At 65.1% G+C, this 18084-nt stretch carries 17 protein-coding genes; 2 read left to right on the plus strand and 15 right to left on the minus strand.

Annotated features, from left to right (window positions below; translation table 11 throughout):
- Positions 1-35: 35 nt before the first annotated feature.
- Positions 36-569, minus strand: coding sequence for a GNAT family N-acetyltransferase (locus ACZLIB_RS19985; RefSeq protein WP_478468520.1), 534 nt, complete (start codon positions 567-569; stop codon positions 36-38).
- Positions 538-1905: a bifunctional UDP-N-acetylglucosamine diphosphorylase/glucosamine-1-phosphate N-acetyltransferase GlmU gene (gene glmU, locus ACZLIB_RS19990; RefSeq protein ID WP_478468521.1), complete on the minus strand. Its 1368-nt coding sequence runs from the start codon at positions 1903-1905 to the stop codon at positions 538-540. The genes ACZLIB_RS19985 and glmU overlap by 32 nt, the downstream gene beginning before the upstream one ends.
- Before the next feature lie 83 nt (positions 1906-1988).
- On the opposite strand from glmU, the gene ACZLIB_RS19995 reads away from it, so the two are divergent.
- Entirely contained in the window at positions 1989-2372 is a 384-nt protein-coding gene (locus tag ACZLIB_RS19995; protein WP_478468523.1) for a GtrA family protein, read from the plus strand.
- Positions 2373-2377: 5 nt separating this feature from the next.
- Here ACZLIB_RS19995 and ACZLIB_RS20000 read toward each other — a convergent pair whose 3' ends face one another.
- From ACZLIB_RS20000 to ACZLIB_RS20045, 10 genes are all read right to left on the minus strand, one after another.
- Complete coding sequence (locus tag ACZLIB_RS20000) at positions 2378-4519, minus strand: hypothetical protein (RefSeq protein ID WP_478468524.1); 2142 nt, start codon at positions 4517-4519, stop codon at positions 2378-2380.
- A gap of 177 nt (positions 4520-4696) precedes the next feature.
- Positions 4697-5119: a F0F1 ATP synthase subunit epsilon gene (locus tag ACZLIB_RS20005; RefSeq protein ID WP_005419509.1), complete on the minus strand. Its 423-nt coding sequence runs from the start codon at positions 5117-5119 to the stop codon at positions 4697-4699.
- A gap of 113 nt (positions 5120-5232) precedes the next feature.
- Entirely contained in the window at positions 5233-6639 is a 1407-nt protein-coding gene (atpD, locus tag ACZLIB_RS20010; protein WP_005411128.1) for a F0F1 ATP synthase subunit beta, read from the minus strand.
- A 37-nt stretch (positions 6640-6676) separates the two neighbouring features.
- On the minus strand, positions 6677-7540 hold the full coding sequence (atpG, locus tag ACZLIB_RS20015; protein WP_478468526.1) for a F0F1 ATP synthase subunit gamma: 864 nt from the start codon (positions 7538-7540) through the stop codon (positions 6677-6679).
- A 97-nt stretch (positions 7541-7637) separates the two neighbouring features.
- Positions 7638-9185, minus strand: coding sequence for a F0F1 ATP synthase subunit alpha (atpA, locus tag ACZLIB_RS20020; RefSeq protein ID WP_005411130.1), 1548 nt, complete (start codon positions 9183-9185; stop codon positions 7638-7640).
- 44 nt (positions 9186-9229) lie between these two features.
- Positions 9230-9757, minus strand: coding sequence for a F0F1 ATP synthase subunit delta (locus tag ACZLIB_RS20025; protein ID WP_005411131.1), 528 nt, complete (start codon positions 9755-9757; stop codon positions 9230-9232).
- 2 nt (positions 9758-9759) lie between these two features.
- Positions 9760-10230: a F0F1 ATP synthase subunit B gene (locus ACZLIB_RS20030; protein ID WP_005419512.1), complete on the minus strand. Its 471-nt coding sequence runs from the start codon at positions 10228-10230 to the stop codon at positions 9760-9762.
- Between the two features lie 106 nt (positions 10231-10336).
- On the minus strand, positions 10337-10642 hold the full coding sequence (atpE, locus tag ACZLIB_RS20035; protein ID WP_005411133.1) for a F0F1 ATP synthase subunit C: 306 nt from the start codon (positions 10640-10642) through the stop codon (positions 10337-10339).
- A gap of 73 nt (positions 10643-10715) precedes the next feature.
- Positions 10716-11516: a F0F1 ATP synthase subunit A gene (gene atpB, locus ACZLIB_RS20040; protein WP_005411134.1), complete on the minus strand. Its 801-nt coding sequence runs from the start codon at positions 11514-11516 to the stop codon at positions 10716-10718.
- Between the two features lie 31 nt (positions 11517-11547).
- A complete protein-coding gene (locus ACZLIB_RS20045) occupies positions 11548-11913 on the minus strand; it encodes a hypothetical protein (protein ID WP_006394654.1) in 366 nt (121 codons plus the stop codon).
- A 458-nt stretch (positions 11914-12371) separates the two neighbouring features.
- On the opposite strand from ACZLIB_RS20045, the gene ACZLIB_RS20050 reads away from it, so the two are divergent.
- Complete coding sequence (locus ACZLIB_RS20050) at positions 12372-13190, plus strand: hypothetical protein (RefSeq protein ID WP_010481314.1); 819 nt, start codon at positions 12372-12374, stop codon at positions 13188-13190.
- 432 nt (positions 13191-13622) lie between these two features.
- Here the strand turns inward: ACZLIB_RS20050 and lpdA are convergent, their stop codons facing one another.
- From lpdA to ACZLIB_RS20065, 3 genes are all read right to left on the minus strand, one after another.
- The gene (gene lpdA / locus ACZLIB_RS20055; protein ID WP_478445074.1) at positions 13623-15431 is read right to left on the minus strand and encodes a dihydrolipoyl dehydrogenase; all 1809 of its coding nucleotides are present in this window, start codon (positions 15429-15431) and stop codon (positions 13623-13625) included.
- Between the two features lie 107 nt (positions 15432-15538).
- The gene (gene aceF / locus ACZLIB_RS20060; RefSeq protein WP_071229582.1) at positions 15539-17251 is read right to left on the minus strand and encodes a dihydrolipoyllysine-residue acetyltransferase; all 1713 of its coding nucleotides are present in this window, start codon (positions 17249-17251) and stop codon (positions 15539-15541) included.
- Between the two features lie 167 nt (positions 17252-17418).
- Positions 17419-17934: a DNA-deoxyinosine glycosylase gene (locus ACZLIB_RS20065; RefSeq protein ID WP_049399259.1), complete on the minus strand. Its 516-nt coding sequence runs from the start codon at positions 17932-17934 to the stop codon at positions 17419-17421.
- Positions 17935-18084: the final 150 nt, after the last annotated feature.

Below are 18084 nucleotides of genomic sequence, written 5' to 3' on the forward strand. Positions count from 1 at the left end.
ACGCCATGCGCGGATGTGCCGACCAAGGTCGGCACCTACCAAACCTGCCGCATCGCCACCCGCAGGTGCATCGGGAACCCGAGCGCAGCCTCTTCGGCCATCACCGCGCGCAGGCCATCGTTCCACTGCGCCTCGGGCACTACGTCGAATCCTTCGCTGGCATAGAAGGCCGCATTCCACGGCACATCGGACAGCGTGGTCAGCACCGCGGCCGCGTAGCCTCCCGCCCCCGCCTGCGCCAAGGCATGGCGCAGCAAAGCGCGGCCGTGGCCACGCCGCGCGTGTGCGGGATCCACGTCCATCTGCAGCACATGGAATTCACCGCAGAGTTCGCCGGCCAGCAGGTAACCCGCGATACCACCGTCAGCCGCATCCACCACCCATAACTGGCCACGTTGAAGGCCATCCTGCAGCGTCGGCAGGTCCAGACCATGCCCGGCAAACACCGGGTAGGCCTGGTGACCCTTCAGCAGTTCACCGGCACGTTGTTCAATTGCCGGCAGCATGCCGAGTTCGTCGGCATGCGGGACGCGTGGCTCAGGACTTCTTGAGCGGGCGCTTCCAGCCATCGATGGTTTCCTGTCGTGCACGTGCCAGTGTCAGCTTGCCATCCGGGGCGTCGCGGGTGATGACCGAACCGGCGGCAATCGTCGCACTGTCGCCAATGGTCACCGGTGCTACCAGCGAACTGTTGGAACCGATGAAGGCGTTGTCGCCGATGGTGGTGGTCGACTTGTTCACGCCGTCGTAGTTGCAGGTGATGGTGCCGGCACCGATGTTTACCCTGCTGCCGATCACCGCATCGCCCAGGTAGGTCAGGTGGTTGGCCTTGCTGCCAACACCGAGGGTGACCTTCTTGGTCTCGACGAAGTTGCCCACGTGCACGCCGTCGGCGAGCACGGTCCCCGGACGCAGCCGCGCGAACGGTCCCACCAGAGCAGCGCCTTCGGTGACCACGCCTTCAAGATCACAATGCGCGCGCACTTCGGTGCCCGGGCCAAGATTGACGTCCTTCAGCCGGTTGAAGGGGCCCACGGTGACGCCGTCGCCGAGCACGATGTGGCCTTCCAGAACGACATCGACATCGATCAGCACATCGCTGCCCACGGTGACGGTGCCACGGATATCCAGTCGTGCCGGGTCACGCACGCGCGCGCCCTGCGCGCACAGGGCCCGTACCGCGCGGCGCTGCCAGGCACGCTCCAGCTGCGAAAGCTGCCAGGGATCGTTTGCCCCTTCGGCTTCCTGCGCGTCGGCCACCAGTGCCATTTCGGCCGGGGTGTACTCGTGCGCGGCAAAGGCGAACACGTCGGTCAGGTAGTACTCGCCCTGCGCGTTGCTGTTGGACAACTGCGACAGCCAGCGCCGCAGCGCGGTCGACTCGGCGGCAATGATGCCGGTGTTGATCGTGCGCACACGCAGCTGGTCATCGGTAGCGTCCTTCTGCTCGACAATAGAGCCCACCTTGCCTTCGGCATCGCGCAGCACGCGCCCGTAACCGGTCGGGTCATCGACATCGGCGACCAGCACCGCCAGGCGACCCGGCTGCGCCAGCAGGTCGCGCAGGGTCTGCGCGCGGATCAGCGGCACGTCGCCGTACAGCACCAGCACCTGCGCGGCGTCGGGCACCTGCGGCATCGCCTGGGCCACCGCATGGCCGGTGCCCAGCTGCCGTGCCTGTTCAGCCCATTGCAGATCGGGCTGGTCGGCGAAGTGCTGGCGCACCGCTTCACCACCATGGCCATAAACCACATGGATCGCCGCCGGTTCCAGTTCGCGGGCGGCCGCGATCACGTGTGCCAGCATCGGCTGGCCGGCGATCGGCTGCAGCACCTTCGGCAGCACCGACTTCATGCGCTTGCCCGCGCCAGCGGCGAGGATGATGACGTGCAGGGGTTGGGTCATGGAAACGGCAGTCCGTGGTTCGTTGCCGATGATTCTAGAGCGTGGGCCGTTAACATGTGCATCCCACCTCCTTCACCGCACTGATGGGCCTCGTCCGCCAGGGAAGCACCTATCTCATCATCGGGCTCGTGCAGCTGCTGCTCGACTGGCTGGTGTTCGTCACCGCGACCGCGCTGGGCCTGCCGGTGGTGCCTGCCAACATTGCCGGTCGCCTGGCCGGGATGCTGCTGGGCTTCTGGCTCAACGGCCGTTACACCTTTGCCAACGAAGGTGATGCGCGCCTTGGCTGGCGTCGATTTTCACGCTTTCTGGGAATCTGGGCCGCACTTACCGCCGCCAGCACGGTGCTGGTCGCTTTGACCAGCCGCCACCTTGGATTGGATTGGGCCTGGCTGGCCAAGCCGCTGATCGAAGGTGGGATCGCCATGATCTCCTTCCTGCTGCTGCGCCATGTGGTCTTCCGCTGAGACCTTCAGCCTGCTCCACCCGCGGCGAATCGCTTCGGCAGCCCATCCCGCCACAGCTGCAGCGGGCTGTACCCAAGTTCCACACGATGCCGCCCCGCGGGCACACACACCGCGTGGAAGAGCCCGTTGGCACGCATCAGCGGCAACGACGCTCCGCCATCCAGCCAGCCCTGCCAGCCCTGGGCGGTCACCTCATTGATCACCAGCCACGCCGGATGCTCGGCGTCCACGTCAAGGGCGATCCTTCCGGGCTGATAGGCCTGCGAGAGCACCTTCAGCCGGCCCGCCTCACGTTCAGGGCAGTCCGTCTGCTGCCCGGTGGGCAGCCAGACCGCCTGGCTGAAGTCCGTCTGGTTGAACTCAGCGGCCGGTGGCAGGCGTTCACTGTGCCGCTGCACCCGTTGCGGGTTGAGCGTGCGCGGCAGCACACTTCCGCGTAGCGCCAGCTGCACGTCGCTGCCTTGGTCATCGGACCCTGCAAACGGCTCCGGTGACAGCAGCCAGCGGACACCCAGCAGGTCGTACACGGGGGCGTCCATGTCGGGAGCCCAAGGGGTCGTCGCCTTCTGCTGGAAAGCAGCCACGGGCTCCGTCGGCATGCCGACCATGTCCTGGTAATCACTGGACAGCAGCGGGTTGTAGCCATTGGCCAGTGGAATCGCATGCACAGCCGCGCCATTGGTCAGCACGCCGATGCCGAAGACGATGGCGCGCTCGGGCAGGCCAGTGCGCCGTTCGGCGGCGAGCAGCGTATAGGCGCGCTGCGTGGCGCCATTGCGCTCGGCCGTCATTACCGGCGGACGGGCCCCCGATGTATTGAAGCGTGTTCCCACGTTGAACAGCAGCATGTCGAACACGACCAGTGCGATCAGCCAGCGCACCGGAGCCGGATGCCGGCGCAGCAGCTGCACCGCGGCAGTGCCGATGCCGGCACTGGCTGCCAGCCACGCAAAGGCTTCCAGATGCCCGTGGCTCGCGGCCAGCCAGGAGGCAACGCACACCAGGACAACGACTACCACCAACGACACCCGGTGCGGGCGCAGTGCGCGCTTTTCCAACGCAACCTGCAACGCCTGTGCACCCAGCCACGCCGCTGCCGGTACCGCAAGGAACAGCGCGTCAGAGGGCCGTCGGAACAGATCAAGACCCGGCAATCCGCTGAAGAGCCATGCGAACAGCGGAGTGACGTCACCCAGCGCGACCAGTGTCGTCAACAGCAGTACACCGAGCGCCAGACAGGTGGCCCGTCGCTGCCTGTGCACAACGCTGCCGCCCCAGGCCAGCCAGAGCGCCAGTGGCACCGCGCCGAAATAGAGGTAGTCCGTGGTGATATCGCCGAAGGACCAGCTCGTCCCACGCACCTGCGAGAACACATTTCCTGAAAGCAGTGTCACCAGTCCCTGCCAGTGCATCGCACCGGCCAGCGCCATCTCCAGGGTCATGCCATCACGATTGGTGTCACCCAGCCAGGCCAACGTGGAAAGCCACTGGGGGGCGCTCACGGCGGCGGCGATCAGGGCGACCGCGGACAGCTGCAATGCGAGGCGGAAGCGCTTGCCTGTTGCCGACAGCACTGCGCCTGCGGCGTACACGGCACACGCCAGGATGATGAAATAGGTCACCTGGGTCAGCTGCAGCGCGCACAGGCCGCCTGCAAGTCCCGCCAGCAGCACGTCACGCGCGCGGCCCCGGTTCCGAACAGTCGACAGGCCCAACCAGATCCAGGGAAGCAGGCTGTAGCTGACGATCATCGGCGTGTGCTGCAGGCGGGAGGCTGCCACCGCACCGAACATCAGCACCATCGCAAAGAACCACTGTGCAGGTGCAGAAAGACCGAATGAACGCGCCAGGCGCAGCGCGCCGAAGCCACCCGCCAGCACATGCAGCAGCACCACCACGGTGAACAGATGCAACGACGCCGGCGCCAGCAGCATCGGCAGGACCATGGTCGGTTGCAGCGTCATCATCTGCGGATCGGCGATCTGCGGATAGCCACCGAACAGGTAGGGATTCCACCAAGGGGCCTGCAGGTTCCGAAGCTGCTCGGCACTGAAACTGACCGCCGGGAAGAACTGCTGCACGGCGTCGTACGGAATGACCTTGGTACCGATCAGCCACGGCAGGCACAGCAGCAGCCAGCTTGCCACCCACAGCGTTTCAGGCCGAGCCCATCGGGAACGGGCTGCATCCGTGGCGCCGATGCTCGGGGCCGATGCGTACTGCATTCCGTGCATGCCTCCCTTCTCCTCAACGAAAATCGCCGGCACTGAGCCGGCGATCTTCCATCACTACCGGCATCGCTGCCGATGGTTCCCGAGCACGTGTCAGTGCTTGAGGTTCTTGCGCAGGCGCTCCAGCGCCTGCAGCTGGACGACGGCTTCGGCCAGCTTCTGCTGGGCTTCAGCCACTTCCATCGCTTCGCCGCGGTTGGCCAGGATGCGCTCGGCTTCTTCCTTGGCCTTGCGGACCGAGGCTTCGTCGATGTCCTGCGCGCGGATCGCGGTGTCGGCCAGCACGGTCACCACCTGCGGCTGCACTTCCAGGATGCCGCCGGAAATGGCGAAATCCAGCTGCTCGCCGTTCGGCGTGGTCACCACCACCTTGCCCGGCTTCAGGCGGGTGATCAGCGGCGCGTGCTTGGGCGCGATGCCCAGTTCGCCCAGCTCACCGGTGGCCACGACCAGGGTCGCTTCGCCACGGAAGATTTCCTGCTCGGCGCTGACGATGTCGCAACGGATCGTGCTCATGCAAATCTCTTCGCTGTTCGCGGCGGCGCAATGCCACCGTGGGAGTCCACCGGCGCGGGCGGTTGCCCGGCGCCGGCGTCAGGTCGGGCAGGATCGCTCCCGCCCGTCCCGGATCAGGCCTTCTCGGCCATCTTCTTGGCCTTCTCGACCGCTTCTTCGATGCCGCCGACCATGTAGAACGCCTGCTCCGGCAGGTGGTCGTACTCGCCATCGACGATGGCCTTGAAGCCACGGATGGTGTCCTTCAGCGGCACGTACTTGCCCGGCGAACCGGTGAACACTTCGGCCACGTGGAACGGCTGGCTGAAGAAGCGCTCGATCTTACGGGCGCGCGACACGGCCTGCTTGTCCTCTTCGGACAGTTCGTCCATGCCCAGGATCGCGATGATGTCCTTCAGTTCCTTGTACTTCTGCAGGGTCTGCTGGACGCGCTGGGCGGTGTCGTAGTGCTCGTGGCCGATGACCAGCGGGTCCATCTGGCGGCTGGTGGAGTCCAGCGGATCGACGGCCGGATAGATACCCAGCGAGGCGATCGAACGCGACAGGGTAACGGTCGAGTCCAGGTGGGCGAAGGTGGTCGCCGGCGACGGGTCGGTCAGGTCGTCCGCGGGAACGTAGACGGCCTGGATCGAGGTGATCGAACCGTTCTTGGTCGAGGTGATGCGTTCCTGCAGGACGCCCATTTCCTCGGCCAGGGTCGGCTGGTAACCCACGGCGGACGGCATGCGGCCCAGCAGTGCCGACACTTCGGTACCGGCCAGGGTGTAGCGGTAGATGTTGTCGACGAACAGCAGGACGTCCTTACCCTTGCCGTTTTCGTCCTTCTCGTCGCGGAAGTACTCGGCCATGGTCAGGCCGGTCAGGGCGACGCGCAGACGGTTGCCCGGCGGCTCGTTCATCTGGCCGTACACCATCGCCACCTTGTCAAGGACGTTGGAGTCCTTCATTTCGTGGTAGAAGTCGTTGCCCTCACGGGTACGCTCACCCACGCCGGCGAACACGGACAGACCGCTGTGCGCCTTGGCGATGTTGTTGATCAGCTCCATCATGTTGACGGTCTTGCCGACGCCGGCGCCGCCGAACAGGCCGACCTTGCCGCCCTTGGCGAACGGGCACATCAGGTCGATGACCTTGATGCCGGTTTCCAGCAGTTCGGTGGCCGGGGACTGGTCTTCGTACGACGGGGCCGCACGGTGGATTTCCCAGCTGTCGCTGGCGGCCACCGGGCCGGCTTCGTCGATCGGACGGCCGAGCACGTCCATGATGCGGCCCAGGGTGCCAGCGCCGACCGGCACCGAGATGCCACGGCCGGTGTTGACGGCAACCAGGTTGCGCTTCAGGCCGTCGGTGGAACCGAGGGCGATGGTACGCACCACGCCGTCGCCCAGCTGCTGCTGGACTTCGAGGGTGATCTCGGTGTTTTCCACCTTCAGTGCGTCGTACACCTTCGGCACCGATTCACGCGGGAATTCGACGTCGACGACCGCGCCGATGATCTGAACGATCTTGCCCTGACTCATTGCTGCATCCTCTAATGTGTGCTTTGAACGAACGCGGTCAGACTGCTGCCGCGCCGCCGACGATTTCGGAGATTTCCTGGGTGATCGCTGCCTGGCGCGCCTTGTTGTAGACGAGCTGCAGGGTGCCGATCAGCTTGTTGGCGTTGTCGCTCGCCGCCTTCATCGCAACCATGCGTGCCGCATGCTCGGAGGCGACGTTTTCCAGCAGTGCCTGGTACACCAGCGACTCGATGTAACGCGTCATCACGTGCTCGAGCACGGTCGCGGCATCGGGTTCGTACAGGTAGTCCCAGTCGTGGTGAGCGACCTGCTTCTCAGCCGGCGGCAGCGGCAGCAGCTGATCGAAGCTGGCCTTCTGCGTCATGGTGTTCACGAAGCGGTTGTAGACCAGGTACACGCGGTCGACCTTGCCTTCGGTGAAGGCGTCGAGCATGACCTTGATCACACCGATCAGCGATTCCAGCTTCGGCACGTCGCCGATGTGAGTCACGCTGCCGACCATGTTGACCTTCACGCGGCGGAAGAAGGTCGATGCCTTCTGGCCGATGGTCACCAGGTCCACTTCCGCACCCTTGTCCTGCCATGCCTTGGCTTCGCCCAGCATCCTGCGGAACAGGTTGTTGTTCAGGCCGCCGGCCAGGCCGCGATCGGAGGAGATCACGATGAAGCCGACCCGCTTGACCTGCTCGCGCTCGACCAGGAACGGATGCTGGTAGTCGGTGCTGGCCTGGGCCAGGTGACCGATCACCTGCTTCATCGCCTGCGCGTACGGACGCGAGGTCTTCATCCGATCCTGCGCCTTGCGGATCTTGGAGGCCGAGACCATTTCCAGGGCGCGCGTCACCTTGCGGGTGTTCTGCACGCTCTTGATCTTGGTTTTGATTTCGCGTCCGCTTGCCATCTCTTGTTTCCCGTGGCGCGGGGCTGCTGCCCCGCGTTGTTCAACCGTTTGTCATCTGGTCCAGCGGAGCCGGAGGCTCCGCTCTACAGGACCGCGATTACCAGCTGCCGGTGGTCTTGAACTCGGCGATGCCCTTCTTGAAGGCACCTTCGATGTCGTTGTCCCAACCGCCGGTGGCGTTGACCTTGCTGACCAGCTCGCCCTGGGTGTTGGCGAAGTGGGCGTGCAGGCCTTCTTCGAACGCCAGCAGCTTGTTGACCGGCACGTCGTCGAGGTAACCCTCGTTGACGGCGTAGATCGACAGCGCCTGGTTGGCGATCGACATCGGCGCGTACTGCTTCTGCTTCATCAGTTCGGTGACGCGCTGGCCACGCTCCAGCTGCTTGCGGGTGGCTTCGTCCAGGTCCGAGGCGAACTGCGCGAACGCAGCCAGCTCGCGGTACTGGGCCAGCGAGATACGGATGCCGCCGGACAGCTTCTTGATGATCTTGGTCTGGGCCGAGCCACCGACGCGCGACACCGAGATACCGGCGTTCACGGCCGGGCGGATGCCGGCGTTGAACAGGTCGGTTTCCAGGAAGATCTGGCCGTCGGTGATCGAGATCACGTTGGTCGGAACGAAGGCGGACACGTCGCCGGCCTGGGTTTCGATGATCGGCAGCGCGGTCAGCGAACCGGTCTTGCCGGTGACCTTGCCTTCGGTGAACTTCTCGACGTATTCCTCGGACACGCGGGCAGCGCGCTCGAGCAGACGGGAGTGTAGGTAGAACACGTCACCCGGGTAGGCTTCACGGCCCGGCGGGCGCTTCAGCAGCAGCGAGATCTGGCGGTAGGCGACGGCCTGCTTGGACAGATCGTCGTACACGATCAGCGCGTCTTCGCCGCGGTCCATGAAGTACTCACCCATGGTGCAGCCCGAGTAGGCGCTGATGTACTGCATGGCAGCCGATTCGGAAGCAGTCGCGGCCACCACGATGGTGTGGGCCAGCGCGCCGTTCTCTTCCAGCTTGCGCACGATGTTGGCGATGGTCGAAGCCTTCTGGCCGATCGCAACGTACACGCACTTGATGCCGGTGCCCTTCTGGTTGATCACGGCATCGATCGCCATCGCGGTCTTGCCGGTCTGGCGGTCACCGATGATCAGCTCGCGCTGGCCACGGCCGATCGGGATCATCGAGTCGACCGACTTGTAGCCGGTCTGCACCGGCTGGTCGACCGACTTGCGCCAGATCACGCCCGGCGCAACACGCTCCACCGGAGCGGTCAGGTCGGTGCCCAGCGGGCCCTTGCCGTCGATCGGCTCGCCCAGCGCGTTCACCACGCGGCCCAGCAGTTCCGGACCGACCGGCACTTCCAGGATGCGGCCGGTGGTCTTGGCGACGTCGCCTTCGCGCAGGTGCTCGTAGTCACCCAGCACCACGGCGCCGACCGAGTCGCGCTCCAGGTTCAGGGCGAGGGCGAAGGTGTTGTTCGGCAGTTCGATCATTTCGCCCTGCATCACGTCGGCCAGACCGAAGATGCGCACGATGCCGTCGGACACGCTGGTCACGGTGCCTTCGTTGCGCGATTCCGCGGCCAGCTTGACCTTCTCGATGCGGTTCTTGATCAGTTCGCTGATTTCGGAGGGGTTGAGCGTGGTTGCCATCGTCAAGTCCTAGTGCCGGCAGCGGGGCCGGACGTTAAATGAATTCAGTTAGCGAGCGCGGTCTGCAGACGGGCCAGCTTGCCCTTCAGCGAACCATCGATGACCACGTCGCCGGCGTCGATCACGGCGCCGCCGATCAGCGAGGCATCGACCGCGGTGGTCACGTCGACCTCGCGGTTGAAGCGCTTGCGCAGCGCGACCTTGATCGCGTCCAGCTCACCGGCCGACAGTTCGGCGGCCGAAGTGACGGTGGCCTTGACCACGTGCTCGGCTTCGGCGCGCAGGGCGTCGAACATGCCGGAAATCTCCGGCAGCAGCGGCAGACGATGCGATTCGGCCAGGATGGCCAGGAAGCGCGAGTAGGTCTCGCCGTGGGACACCGGCGCCAGCAGGGCGACGGCGTCGTCACGACCCAGCTCCGGGTTGGCGAGCAGGGCCGCCACGCGCGGGTCGGCGGCGACGTGGGCGGAGAACGCCAGGGCGTCCGACCACGGCGCGAACGCGCCTTCGTCGCGCGCGGTCGCGAACGCGGCGCGGGCGTACGGGCGGGCAAGCGTGAGGGCCTGGCTCATCCTTAGATCTCCGAGGCCAGCTCGTCGAGCAGCGCCTTGTGGGCGTTGGCGTCGATTTCGCGCTTGAGCAGCTTTTCGGCACCGGTCACGGCCAGCGCGGACACCTGCTTGCGCAGATCTTCACGGGCACGGTTGGCGGCGGCGTCGATTTCAGCCTGGGCCAGTTCCTTCTGACGGGTGGCTTCGGTGATCGCTTCGTTACGGGCAGCATCAACGATCTGGTTGGCACGTGCGTGGGCCTGATCGATGATCTCGTTGGCCTTGGTACGTGCTTCCTTCAGCGCTTCGTTGACCTTCTCCTGCGCCTGGGCCAGATCTTTCTGGCTGCGGTCGGCAGCAGCGAGGCCTTCAGCAATCTTCTGCTGGCGCTCTTCGATCGCGTTCATCAGCGGCGGCCAGATCTTGGTCGCGATGATCCAGATCAGACCAGCGAAGGCCAGCGCCTGCGCAAGAAGGGTGAAATTGATATTCATGGTTAGCTCGATCGCTGGTTTCGGGGTGGACGCGCCGCCGTAGCGGCGCATCCGGCCTTCATCCGAAACCGGGTGCATCAGCACCCGGTCGTCTCAAACCGCTGTATCAGCCGGCCAGAGCCTTGGTGACGGCGCCAGCGAAGGCAGCCGACAGCGGGTTGGCGAAGGCCAGCAGCAGGCCGACGGCGACCGAGATGATGAACGCGGCGTCGATCAGGCCGGCGGTGATGAACATGCGGACCTGCAGGACCGGGATCAGTTCCGGCTGGCGGGCGGCCGACTCCAGGAACTTACCAGCCATGATGGCCAGACCCAGACCGGCGCCCAGCGCGGCCAGGCCGATCATGATGCCGACGGCAAGGGCGGTGGAGCTCTGAATCTGCGCGAAGTTGGTCAGGACGGCGAAGTACATGGTTATCTCCAGGAACTTAAGTTGCTAAGGGTGATGAAACGGATGAAGGTTGAAACGCTTTGAAGCTTGAAACTCAGTGAGCGTCTTCCGACAGGCTCAGGTACACGATCGACAGCATCATGAAGATGAAGGCCTGCAGCGGGATCACCAGCAGGTGGAACAGCATCCAGCCGAGGCCGAACACACCACCGGCAATGGCACCGAAGAAACCGGCACCACCCAGCACCCAGATCAGCAGGAACACGATTTCGCCGCCGAACATGTTGCCGAACAGTCGCATCGCCAGCGAGATCGGCTTGCTCAGCCACTCGACGATGTTGAGGATCAGGTTGAACGGCATCATCCACTTGCCGAACGGCGCCGTCAGGAATTCCTTGATGAAGCCGCCCAGGCCCTTGGACTTGAGCGCGAAGAACAGCATCAGGAAGAACACGCTGATGGCCATGCCCAGGGTGGCATTGACGTCAGCGGTCGGCACCGGCTTCCAGTAGTGCACGCCCGCCCATTCCAGCGGCTTGGCGATGAAATCGGCCGGAATCATCTTCAGCAGATTCATCAGCAGAATCCAGAAGAAGATGGTGATGGCGATCGGCGTGACCAGCTTGCTCTTGCCGTGGTAGGTGTCCTTGGCCTGGCGGTCGACGAACTCCAGGCAGATTTCAACGAAGGCCTGCCACTTGCCCGGCACGCCGGCGGTGGCCTTGCGGGTGCCCAGCCAGAACGCGACAACGATCACCAGGCCCATCAGGACCGCGGTGAGGAAGGTATCGACGTGGATATGCCAGAACATACCCTCACCCTTGCCGACCGGCGCGGTCAGGTTGTGCAGGTGATGCTGGATGTAGCTGGTAGGGGTTAGAGCCTCGCCCGCCATGTGTCCGGAACCTTCAGTTAATTGAATTCTGTCAACGCCTGGCCATCGCCAGGACCTGGAACATCAAGCCGACGGCGATACCGGCCAACAGCGCCAATGCAGGCAGCTTGAAGACCAGGAACCCCACCAGCAGGACGCCGAAAACCACCACCCACTTGGCCACGATCGCAATGATCAGGCGAGCCATCGCCGATCCTGCGGCCAGTGCCCCACCGCCCAGTGCCATCCGTGCCGCCACCCAGCCACCGGCCGAAATGGCCACACCGGACGCCAGCGCGCCGAGGGCATATTTCGGACCTACCAGCAGGAAGGCCAGGGCCAGGACAGCCACTGCGGCCAGCGGGTAGACCGCGGCGCGCAGCATCAGTCGCCGACCCGCATCAACGGAGTTCAGCACAGGACGTCCCGCGTGGTTGCAAGTGGAGGGCTGAGGCGACTACAGCAGGGGGCCTCATCGAGCCGCCAAATTATAGCAATGGGACAATTTGCGAGACAACCGCTCCCTGTTCATCCCGGGAGGCCGCAAGTTGCGGTAACGGTTACATTTTTGCGTGCCACCCAGGGGACAATGACGTCCGTATGATGTTGCAGCGCAGTATTGAACTTTGGTCGCAGGCCGCGGAACTTTCGCCGAATGCGCCGGTCCGATCTTTCGACCTGCCTGCAGCAACCTCGTCGACGCTCCGCCCCGCAGGTCCCACGATGGCCCCGAAGCCCGGCTCCGGGGCCATCTTTTTGCATCGTCGCGACAGTGCTGAACCGTGCACACTTCGTGGACCATACGTTCACGGATGGTGGACGGGCCTGTCCGGCACAGTGGCCTTCATTCTGATGAACCACTGCAAGGACTCTTCGATGCGCCCCGTACCCACCCTGCTCGCCCTCTCCCTGCTCGCCGCTGGTGCTTCGTTCGCCACTGCCGCCCACGCCGCTGAAGGCGACGACCGCTTCGCCCTGCGCCTGGGTGCGATGAACATCGACTCGGACAACACCCTTCGCGGCAAGACCAACGTCGCCGGCCAGGACATCGGCTTCTCCGAGGACTTCAAGCTGGGTGGCAAGGAGTGGGAACCGCGCATCGACGGCATGTTCCGCATCAGCAACCGCCAGCGCCTGCTGTTCAACTACTTCAAGTACGACAAGGACCGCCGCGAGACCCTTGGCCAGGACATCTCCTTCGGAGACGTCAACGTGCCATCCGGCAGCTTCGTCAAGGGCGAACTGAAGTACCAGGTCGCCAGCCTGGTCTATGACTACTCGGTGGTGGACACCGATACCTTCGACCTCGGCCTGCAGCTGGGTGCCGAGTACGCCAAGGTCAGCACCAAGGCCTACGCCGATCTGGGCACCGTCTACGAAGGCCAGTTCCTCAATGAGAAGACGGACGGCGTGGCGCCGGTGGTCGGTGCGCGCCTGAGCTTCACCCCGTCGGAAAAGTGGATGATCACGCTGCAGGGCCAGTATCTCAACACGCGCTGGGGCAGCTTCGATGACTACAAGGGCGACCTGAGCCGCGCCAACGCCATCGTGGATTACCGCTTCACGAAGAACTTCGGTGTGTTCGCTGGCTACGACTGGTTCAAGCTCGACGCGGACAAGAAGGGCAGCGACGGCACCATCGGCCTGAAGCAGGAATTCAAGGGCCCGGTGGCCGGCGTCAGCTTCGTGTTCTGATCCCCCGCCCCTTCCACGGCACTCTCTCTCCTGGCGCGGCCTCCGGAACATCGGGGCCGCGCTTTTTCTTTGCATCGTCGAGCAGAGAAGCAGGTTGGTCGAGCGCTGGGGGAAGAGGGGCTTGCGTGCGAATGTCCCCCGGCACCAGCCTGCGGCCGTCACCTCCTCCTTTACTTCGCACGCAAGCCCCTCTTCCCCCGCGTGTCAGGCATCCAGGCGGGCCAAGCTGTGGCTCTCGACTATCCGCAAGCCGAGCCGCTGCGCGGGTGGCAGGCGTTTGGACAAAGTAAAGGAGGAGGCGACCGCCGCAGGCGGACGACGGGGGACGCCTGCCACCCGCGCAGCGGCCCCACCGCTCGCAAAAATCCGGAGCGGAGAAACAAAAAACCCCAGCAGATGCCGGGGCTTCTCGTTCGCGAAGGCGCGGGCGCCTTACTTCTTCTTCGGCATGTACAGATCGGTGATCGTGCCGTCGTAGATTTCCGAGGCCATCGCCACCGATTCGCTCAGCGTCGGGTGGGCATGGATGGTGTGGCCGATGTCTTCCGCCTCCGCACCCATCTCGATGGCCAGGCCGATCTCGGCCAGCAGGTCACCGGCGTGCACGCCGACGATCGCACCACCGATGATGCGGTGGGTCTCTTCGTCGAAGATCAGCTTGGTGAAGCCCTCGGTGCGGCCGATGCCGATCGCACGGCCACTGGCGGCCCACGGGAACTTGGCCACGCCGACCTTCAGGCCCTTGGCCTTGGCTTCGGTCTCGGTCACGCCGACCCAGGCGATTTCCGGGTTGGTGTAGGCCACCGACGGAATCACGCGGGCGACCCATTCCTTCTTGTGGCCGGCAGCCACTTCGGCGGCCAGCTTGCCCTCATGCGTGGCCTTGTGGGCCAGCATCGGGTTGCCGACGATGTCGCCGATGGCAAAGATGTGCGGCACATTGGTGCGCATCTGGCGGTCGACCGGGATGAAGCCACGGTCGGTGACCTGCACGCCGGCCTTCTCGGCATCGATCTTCTTGCCGTTCGGCGAGCGGCCAACAGCCACCAGCACGCGGTCGAAGGTGCCCTGCGCCAGCGCAGGCGCCTGGCCTTCCTCGGCGGCGTCGAAGGTCACGGTGATGCCCTTGGCATCGGCGGTGACGCCCGAGGCCTTGGTCTTCAGGTGGACTTCGATGCCCTGCTTCTTCAGGCGGTCGGCCAGCGGCTTGACCAGGTCCTTGTCGGCGCCCGGCATCAGCTGGTCCATGAACTCGACCACGGTGACCTTGCTGCCCAGCGCGCTGTACACGGTGGCCATTTCCAGGCCGATGATGCCGCCACCGACAACCAGCAGCGAGCCCGGCACTTCGGCCAGCTCCAGCGCGTCGGTGGAATCCATCACGCGCTTGTCGTCCCACGGGAAGTTCGGCAGCTTCACCGCCTGCGAACCGGCAGCGATGATGCACTTCTGGAAGCGCAGCAGCTGGGTGCTGCCGTCAGCGGCAGTGATTTCCAGCTCGTTGGCCGAAACGAATTTGCCAACGCCCTGCACGCTGCGGACCTTGCGCTGCTTGGCCATGCCGGCCAGGCCCTTGGTCAGCTGGTTGACGACCTTTTCCTTGTACTCGCGCAGCTTGTCCAGGGTAATGGTCGGCTTGCCGAACTCGACGCCGAAATCACCGGCGTGGGCCACTTCGTCGATGACCGCTGCAGCGTGCAGCAGCGCCTTGGACGGAATACAGCCCACGTTGAGGCAGACGCCGCCGAGGCTGGCGTAGCGCTCGACCAGCACCGTATCCAGGCCGACGTCGGCGGCGCGGAAAGCGGCGGTGTAGCCGCCCGGGCCGGAGCCCAGCACGACCATTTCGCATTCGATGTCGGCCGGCTTGCCGCTGGACAGCGCCGGCTTCGGCGCCGCCGGCTCAGCCGGGGCGCGGTGCGACGGGGTCACCGGCGGCTTGCTGGCCGGGGCGGCCGCAGCTGCGGCCGGCGCGGCGGCCTTGGCCGGGGCTTCGGCGGCACCTTCGGCATCCAGCACCACGACCACGGCGCCTTCGGACAGGGTGTCGCCCAGCTTGACCTTGATTTCCTTGACCACGCCGGCAGCCGAGGACGGCACTTCCAGGGTGGCCTTGTCCGATTCCAGGGTCACCAGACCCTGATCCTTCTTCACCGTGTCGCCGACGGCGACCAACACTTCGATCACCGGCACATCGCTGTAATCGCCGATGTCGGGAACCTTGACTTCAATCGTGGCCATGGTGGGTTTTCCTCGTGCCCGCGCGGCGGTGCCGGCGGGCTGTCACTGCATCTGTTCACGCGGCCGCGCCTGGGGCGGCGGCCGCACGGTGGGGGCGAAGCGGTGCCTTACAGCAGCACGCGGCGCATGTCGGCCAGTACCTGCGACAGGTACGTGGTGAAGCGTGCGGCCAGAGCGCCATCGATGACGCGGTGGTCGTAGCTCAGCGACAGCGGCAGCATCAGCTTCGGTGCGAATTCCTTGCCGTTCCAGACCGGCTGGATGGACGACTTGGAGACGCCGAGGATGGCCACTTCCGGTGCATTGACGATCGGGGTGAACGCGGTGCCGCCGATGCCGCCCAGCGAGCTGATCGAGAAACAGCCGCCACTCATGTCGGCCGGGCCGAGCTTGCCGTCGCGCGCCTTCTTGGCCAGTTCGCCGGTTTCCTGCGCGATCTGCACCACGCCCTTCTTGTCCACGTCGCGGATGACCGGCACGACCAGGCCGTTCGGCGTGTCGGCGGCAAAGCCGATGTGGAAGTACTTCTTCAGGGTCAGGTTTTCACCGCTGGCATCGAGCGAGGCGTTGAACTCCGGGAACTTCTTCAGCGCCGCGGCGCTGGCCTTGATCAGGAAGGCGAGCATGGTCAGCTTGATGCCGGCCTTCTCGTTTTCCTTGTTCAGCGCCACGCGCAGGCCTTCCAGGTCGGTAATGTCGGCCTGTTCGAACTGGGTGACGTGCGGGATCATCGCCCAGTTGCGGGCCAGGTTCGCACCCGAGATCTTCTTGATGCGCGACAGCGGCTGGACTTCGGTCTCGCCGAACTTGCTGAAGTCGACCTTCGGCCACGGCAGCAGGTTCAGGCCACCACCGGCAGCAACAGCAGCACCGCCGGCAGCCGGCACGCCACCGCTGAGTGCGGCCTTGACGAACTTCTGCACGTCACCCTTGGTGATGCGGCCACCCTTCTCGGTGCCGTTGATCTGCAGCAGGTCCACGCCCAGTTCGCGGGCGAACACACGCACCGCCGGGGTGGCATACGGCACCTTGGCCGGCAGCACGCCATCGGCGTTGAACTGCACCGGCGGGCTGGACGGGGTACCGGCCGAGGCGACCTCGCGGGCCGCCAGCTTGTCCGGCTGCGCCGGCACAGCGACCGGCTCGACCTTGGTGGCGGTCTCGGCGGCAGCCGGAGCGGCAGCAGCGGCTGCCTTGGTCGGCGCCGGCGCGGCAGCGCCCTCGGCCTCGATGATGGCGACCACATTGCCCTGCGACAGAGTGTCGCCGACCTTGACCTTCAGTTCCTTGACCACGCCAGCCACCGACGACGGCACTTCCATGGTGGCCTTGTCGCTTTCCAGCGTGACCAGGCCCTGGTCCTTCTTGACCGTGTCGCCGACGGCGACCAGCACTTCGATGACCGGAATGCCGGAATAGTCGCCGATATCCGGCACCAGCGCTTCAACCGCACCACCGCTGGCAGCCGGAGCGGCCGGCGCAGCTGCGGCCGGGGCCGGCGCGCTCTGGGTGGCGGCAGCCGGGGCAGCGGCCTTGGCCGGTGCCGGGGCGGCAGCGGCCGGCTTGGCCGCCTCGCCTTCAGCCACTTCGATCAGGGCCACGACCTTGCCCTCGGACAGGGTGTCACCGACCTTGACCTTGATCTCCTTGACCACGCCGGCGACGGCCGACGGCACTTCCATGGTCGCCTTGTCGCTTTCCAGCGTCACCAGGCCCTGGTCCTTCTTGACCGTGTCGCCGACGGCGACAAGCACCTCGATTACCGGGATATCGCTGTAGTCACCGATATCGGGGACAAGTGCTTCCTTGATTTCGGCCATGGGGATAACTCCGGCAATCTGGTGTAGGGAAACGTCTATTGTGCGGCCAGCGGGGGCCAGCGCCAACCGTTACAGGTGTTTTCAGTACTCACGCAGCCGGGACACGCTGTTGCTCATGGGTTGCGGCCGCGACCAGTCGGTAGCGTATTGTCCGGACGATGTCCGCTTCATGTCGCCAGTGCGTCGGCTACCGGCTGCCAGGCCTGGCGCAGCCGCGGCAGTGACCAGGCCGCGTTGGCCGGGCTGGTGGACGGCAGCGCCAGCAGCCTTGGCGGCGCCTCCAGGCCGGGCAGCACCCAACGCTGGAATGCCTTCAGCGATGCCGCACCGTTGCAGCCGATCAGCTCCAGCTCAGGAAGCGAAGCGATCAATGCCGGCAGCGCATTGGGTACTTCCGTGCCACGCACGATGTCGGCATCCAGGCTGCCACGCCGCTCGCACTGACCGATCACATCCCACAGACCCACACCGGCTGCCTGCAGTGCGCGCAGCCGTTGCGGGTACGCCAGGGCCACATCGAAGCCACAGATATCGGCCAGCACAGGCCAGAAGCGATTGCGCGGATGCGCGTAGTAGCGCTGCTCCTGCAATGACGCAACGCCGGGCATCGAACCCAGCAGCAGCACCCTGCACTCCATGTTCACCTGCGCTTGCAGGCCGATGCACACCGTTGCTGCGCTCACATCTTCTCCAACTGCATGAATGTCGCCGAAGGCCGAAAAGCCCATGAAAACAGGCTTTTCGCTCCAGTCGCTGAACAAGGGAAACTATTTTTTAACGTGCGTCGGATTCGATTCATGTTGGGGCGACTACGGTGTGCTCGCCCCGCAACC

It is taken from the genome of Stenotrophomonas sp. 220_Sma (assembly GCF_056487375.1).

Bases quoted from the DNA above. Each gene is read 5' to 3' on its own strand.
- lpdA (WP_478445074.1), bottom strand. From the start codon at position 15,431: ATGGCCACGATTGAAGTCAAGGTTCCCGACATCGGCGATTACAGCGAT.
- atpE (WP_005411133.1), bottom strand. From the start codon at position 10,642: ATGTACTTCGCCGTCCTGACCAACTTCGCGCAGATTCAGAGCTCCACC.
- glmU (WP_478468521.1), bottom strand. From the start codon at position 1,905: ATGACCCAACCCCTGCACGTCATCATCCTCGCCGCTGGCGCGGGCAAG.
- ACZLIB_RS20050 (WP_010481314.1), top strand. From the start codon at position 12,372: ATGCGCCCCGTACCCACCCTGCTCGCCCTCTCCCTGCTCGCCGCTGGT.
- ACZLIB_RS20030 (WP_005419512.1), bottom strand. From the start codon at position 10,230: ATGAATATCAATTTCACCCTTCTTGCGCAGGCGCTGGCCTTCGCTGGT.
- ACZLIB_RS19985 (WP_478468520.1), bottom strand. From the start codon at position 569: ATGGCTGGAAGCGCCCGCTCAAGAAGTCCTGAGCCACGCGTCCCGCAT.
- atpB (WP_005411134.1), bottom strand. From the start codon at position 11,516: ATGGCGGGCGAGGCTCTAACCCCTACCAGCTACATCCAGCATCACCTG.
- ACZLIB_RS20005 (WP_005419509.1), bottom strand. From the start codon at position 5,119: ATGAGCACGATCCGTTGCGACATCGTCAGCGCCGAGCAGGAAATCTTC.
- atpG (WP_478468526.1), bottom strand. From the start codon at position 7,540: ATGGCAAGCGGACGCGAAATCAAAACCAAGATCAAGAGCGTGCAGAAC.
- aceF (WP_071229582.1), bottom strand. From the start codon at position 17,251: ATGGCCGAAATCAAGGAAGCACTTGTCCCCGATATCGGTGACTACAGC.
- ACZLIB_RS20025 (WP_005411131.1), bottom strand. From the start codon at position 9,757: ATGAGCCAGGCCCTCACGCTTGCCCGCCCGTACGCCCGCGCCGCGTTC.
- atpD (WP_005411128.1), bottom strand. From the start codon at position 6,639: ATGAGTCAGGGCAAGATCGTTCAGATCATCGGCGCGGTCGTCGACGTC.
- ACZLIB_RS19995 (WP_478468523.1), top strand. From the start codon at position 1,989: ATGGGCCTCGTCCGCCAGGGAAGCACCTATCTCATCATCGGGCTCGTG.
- atpA (WP_005411130.1), bottom strand. From the start codon at position 9,185: ATGGCAACCACGCTCAACCCCTCCGAAATCAGCGAACTGATCAAGAAC.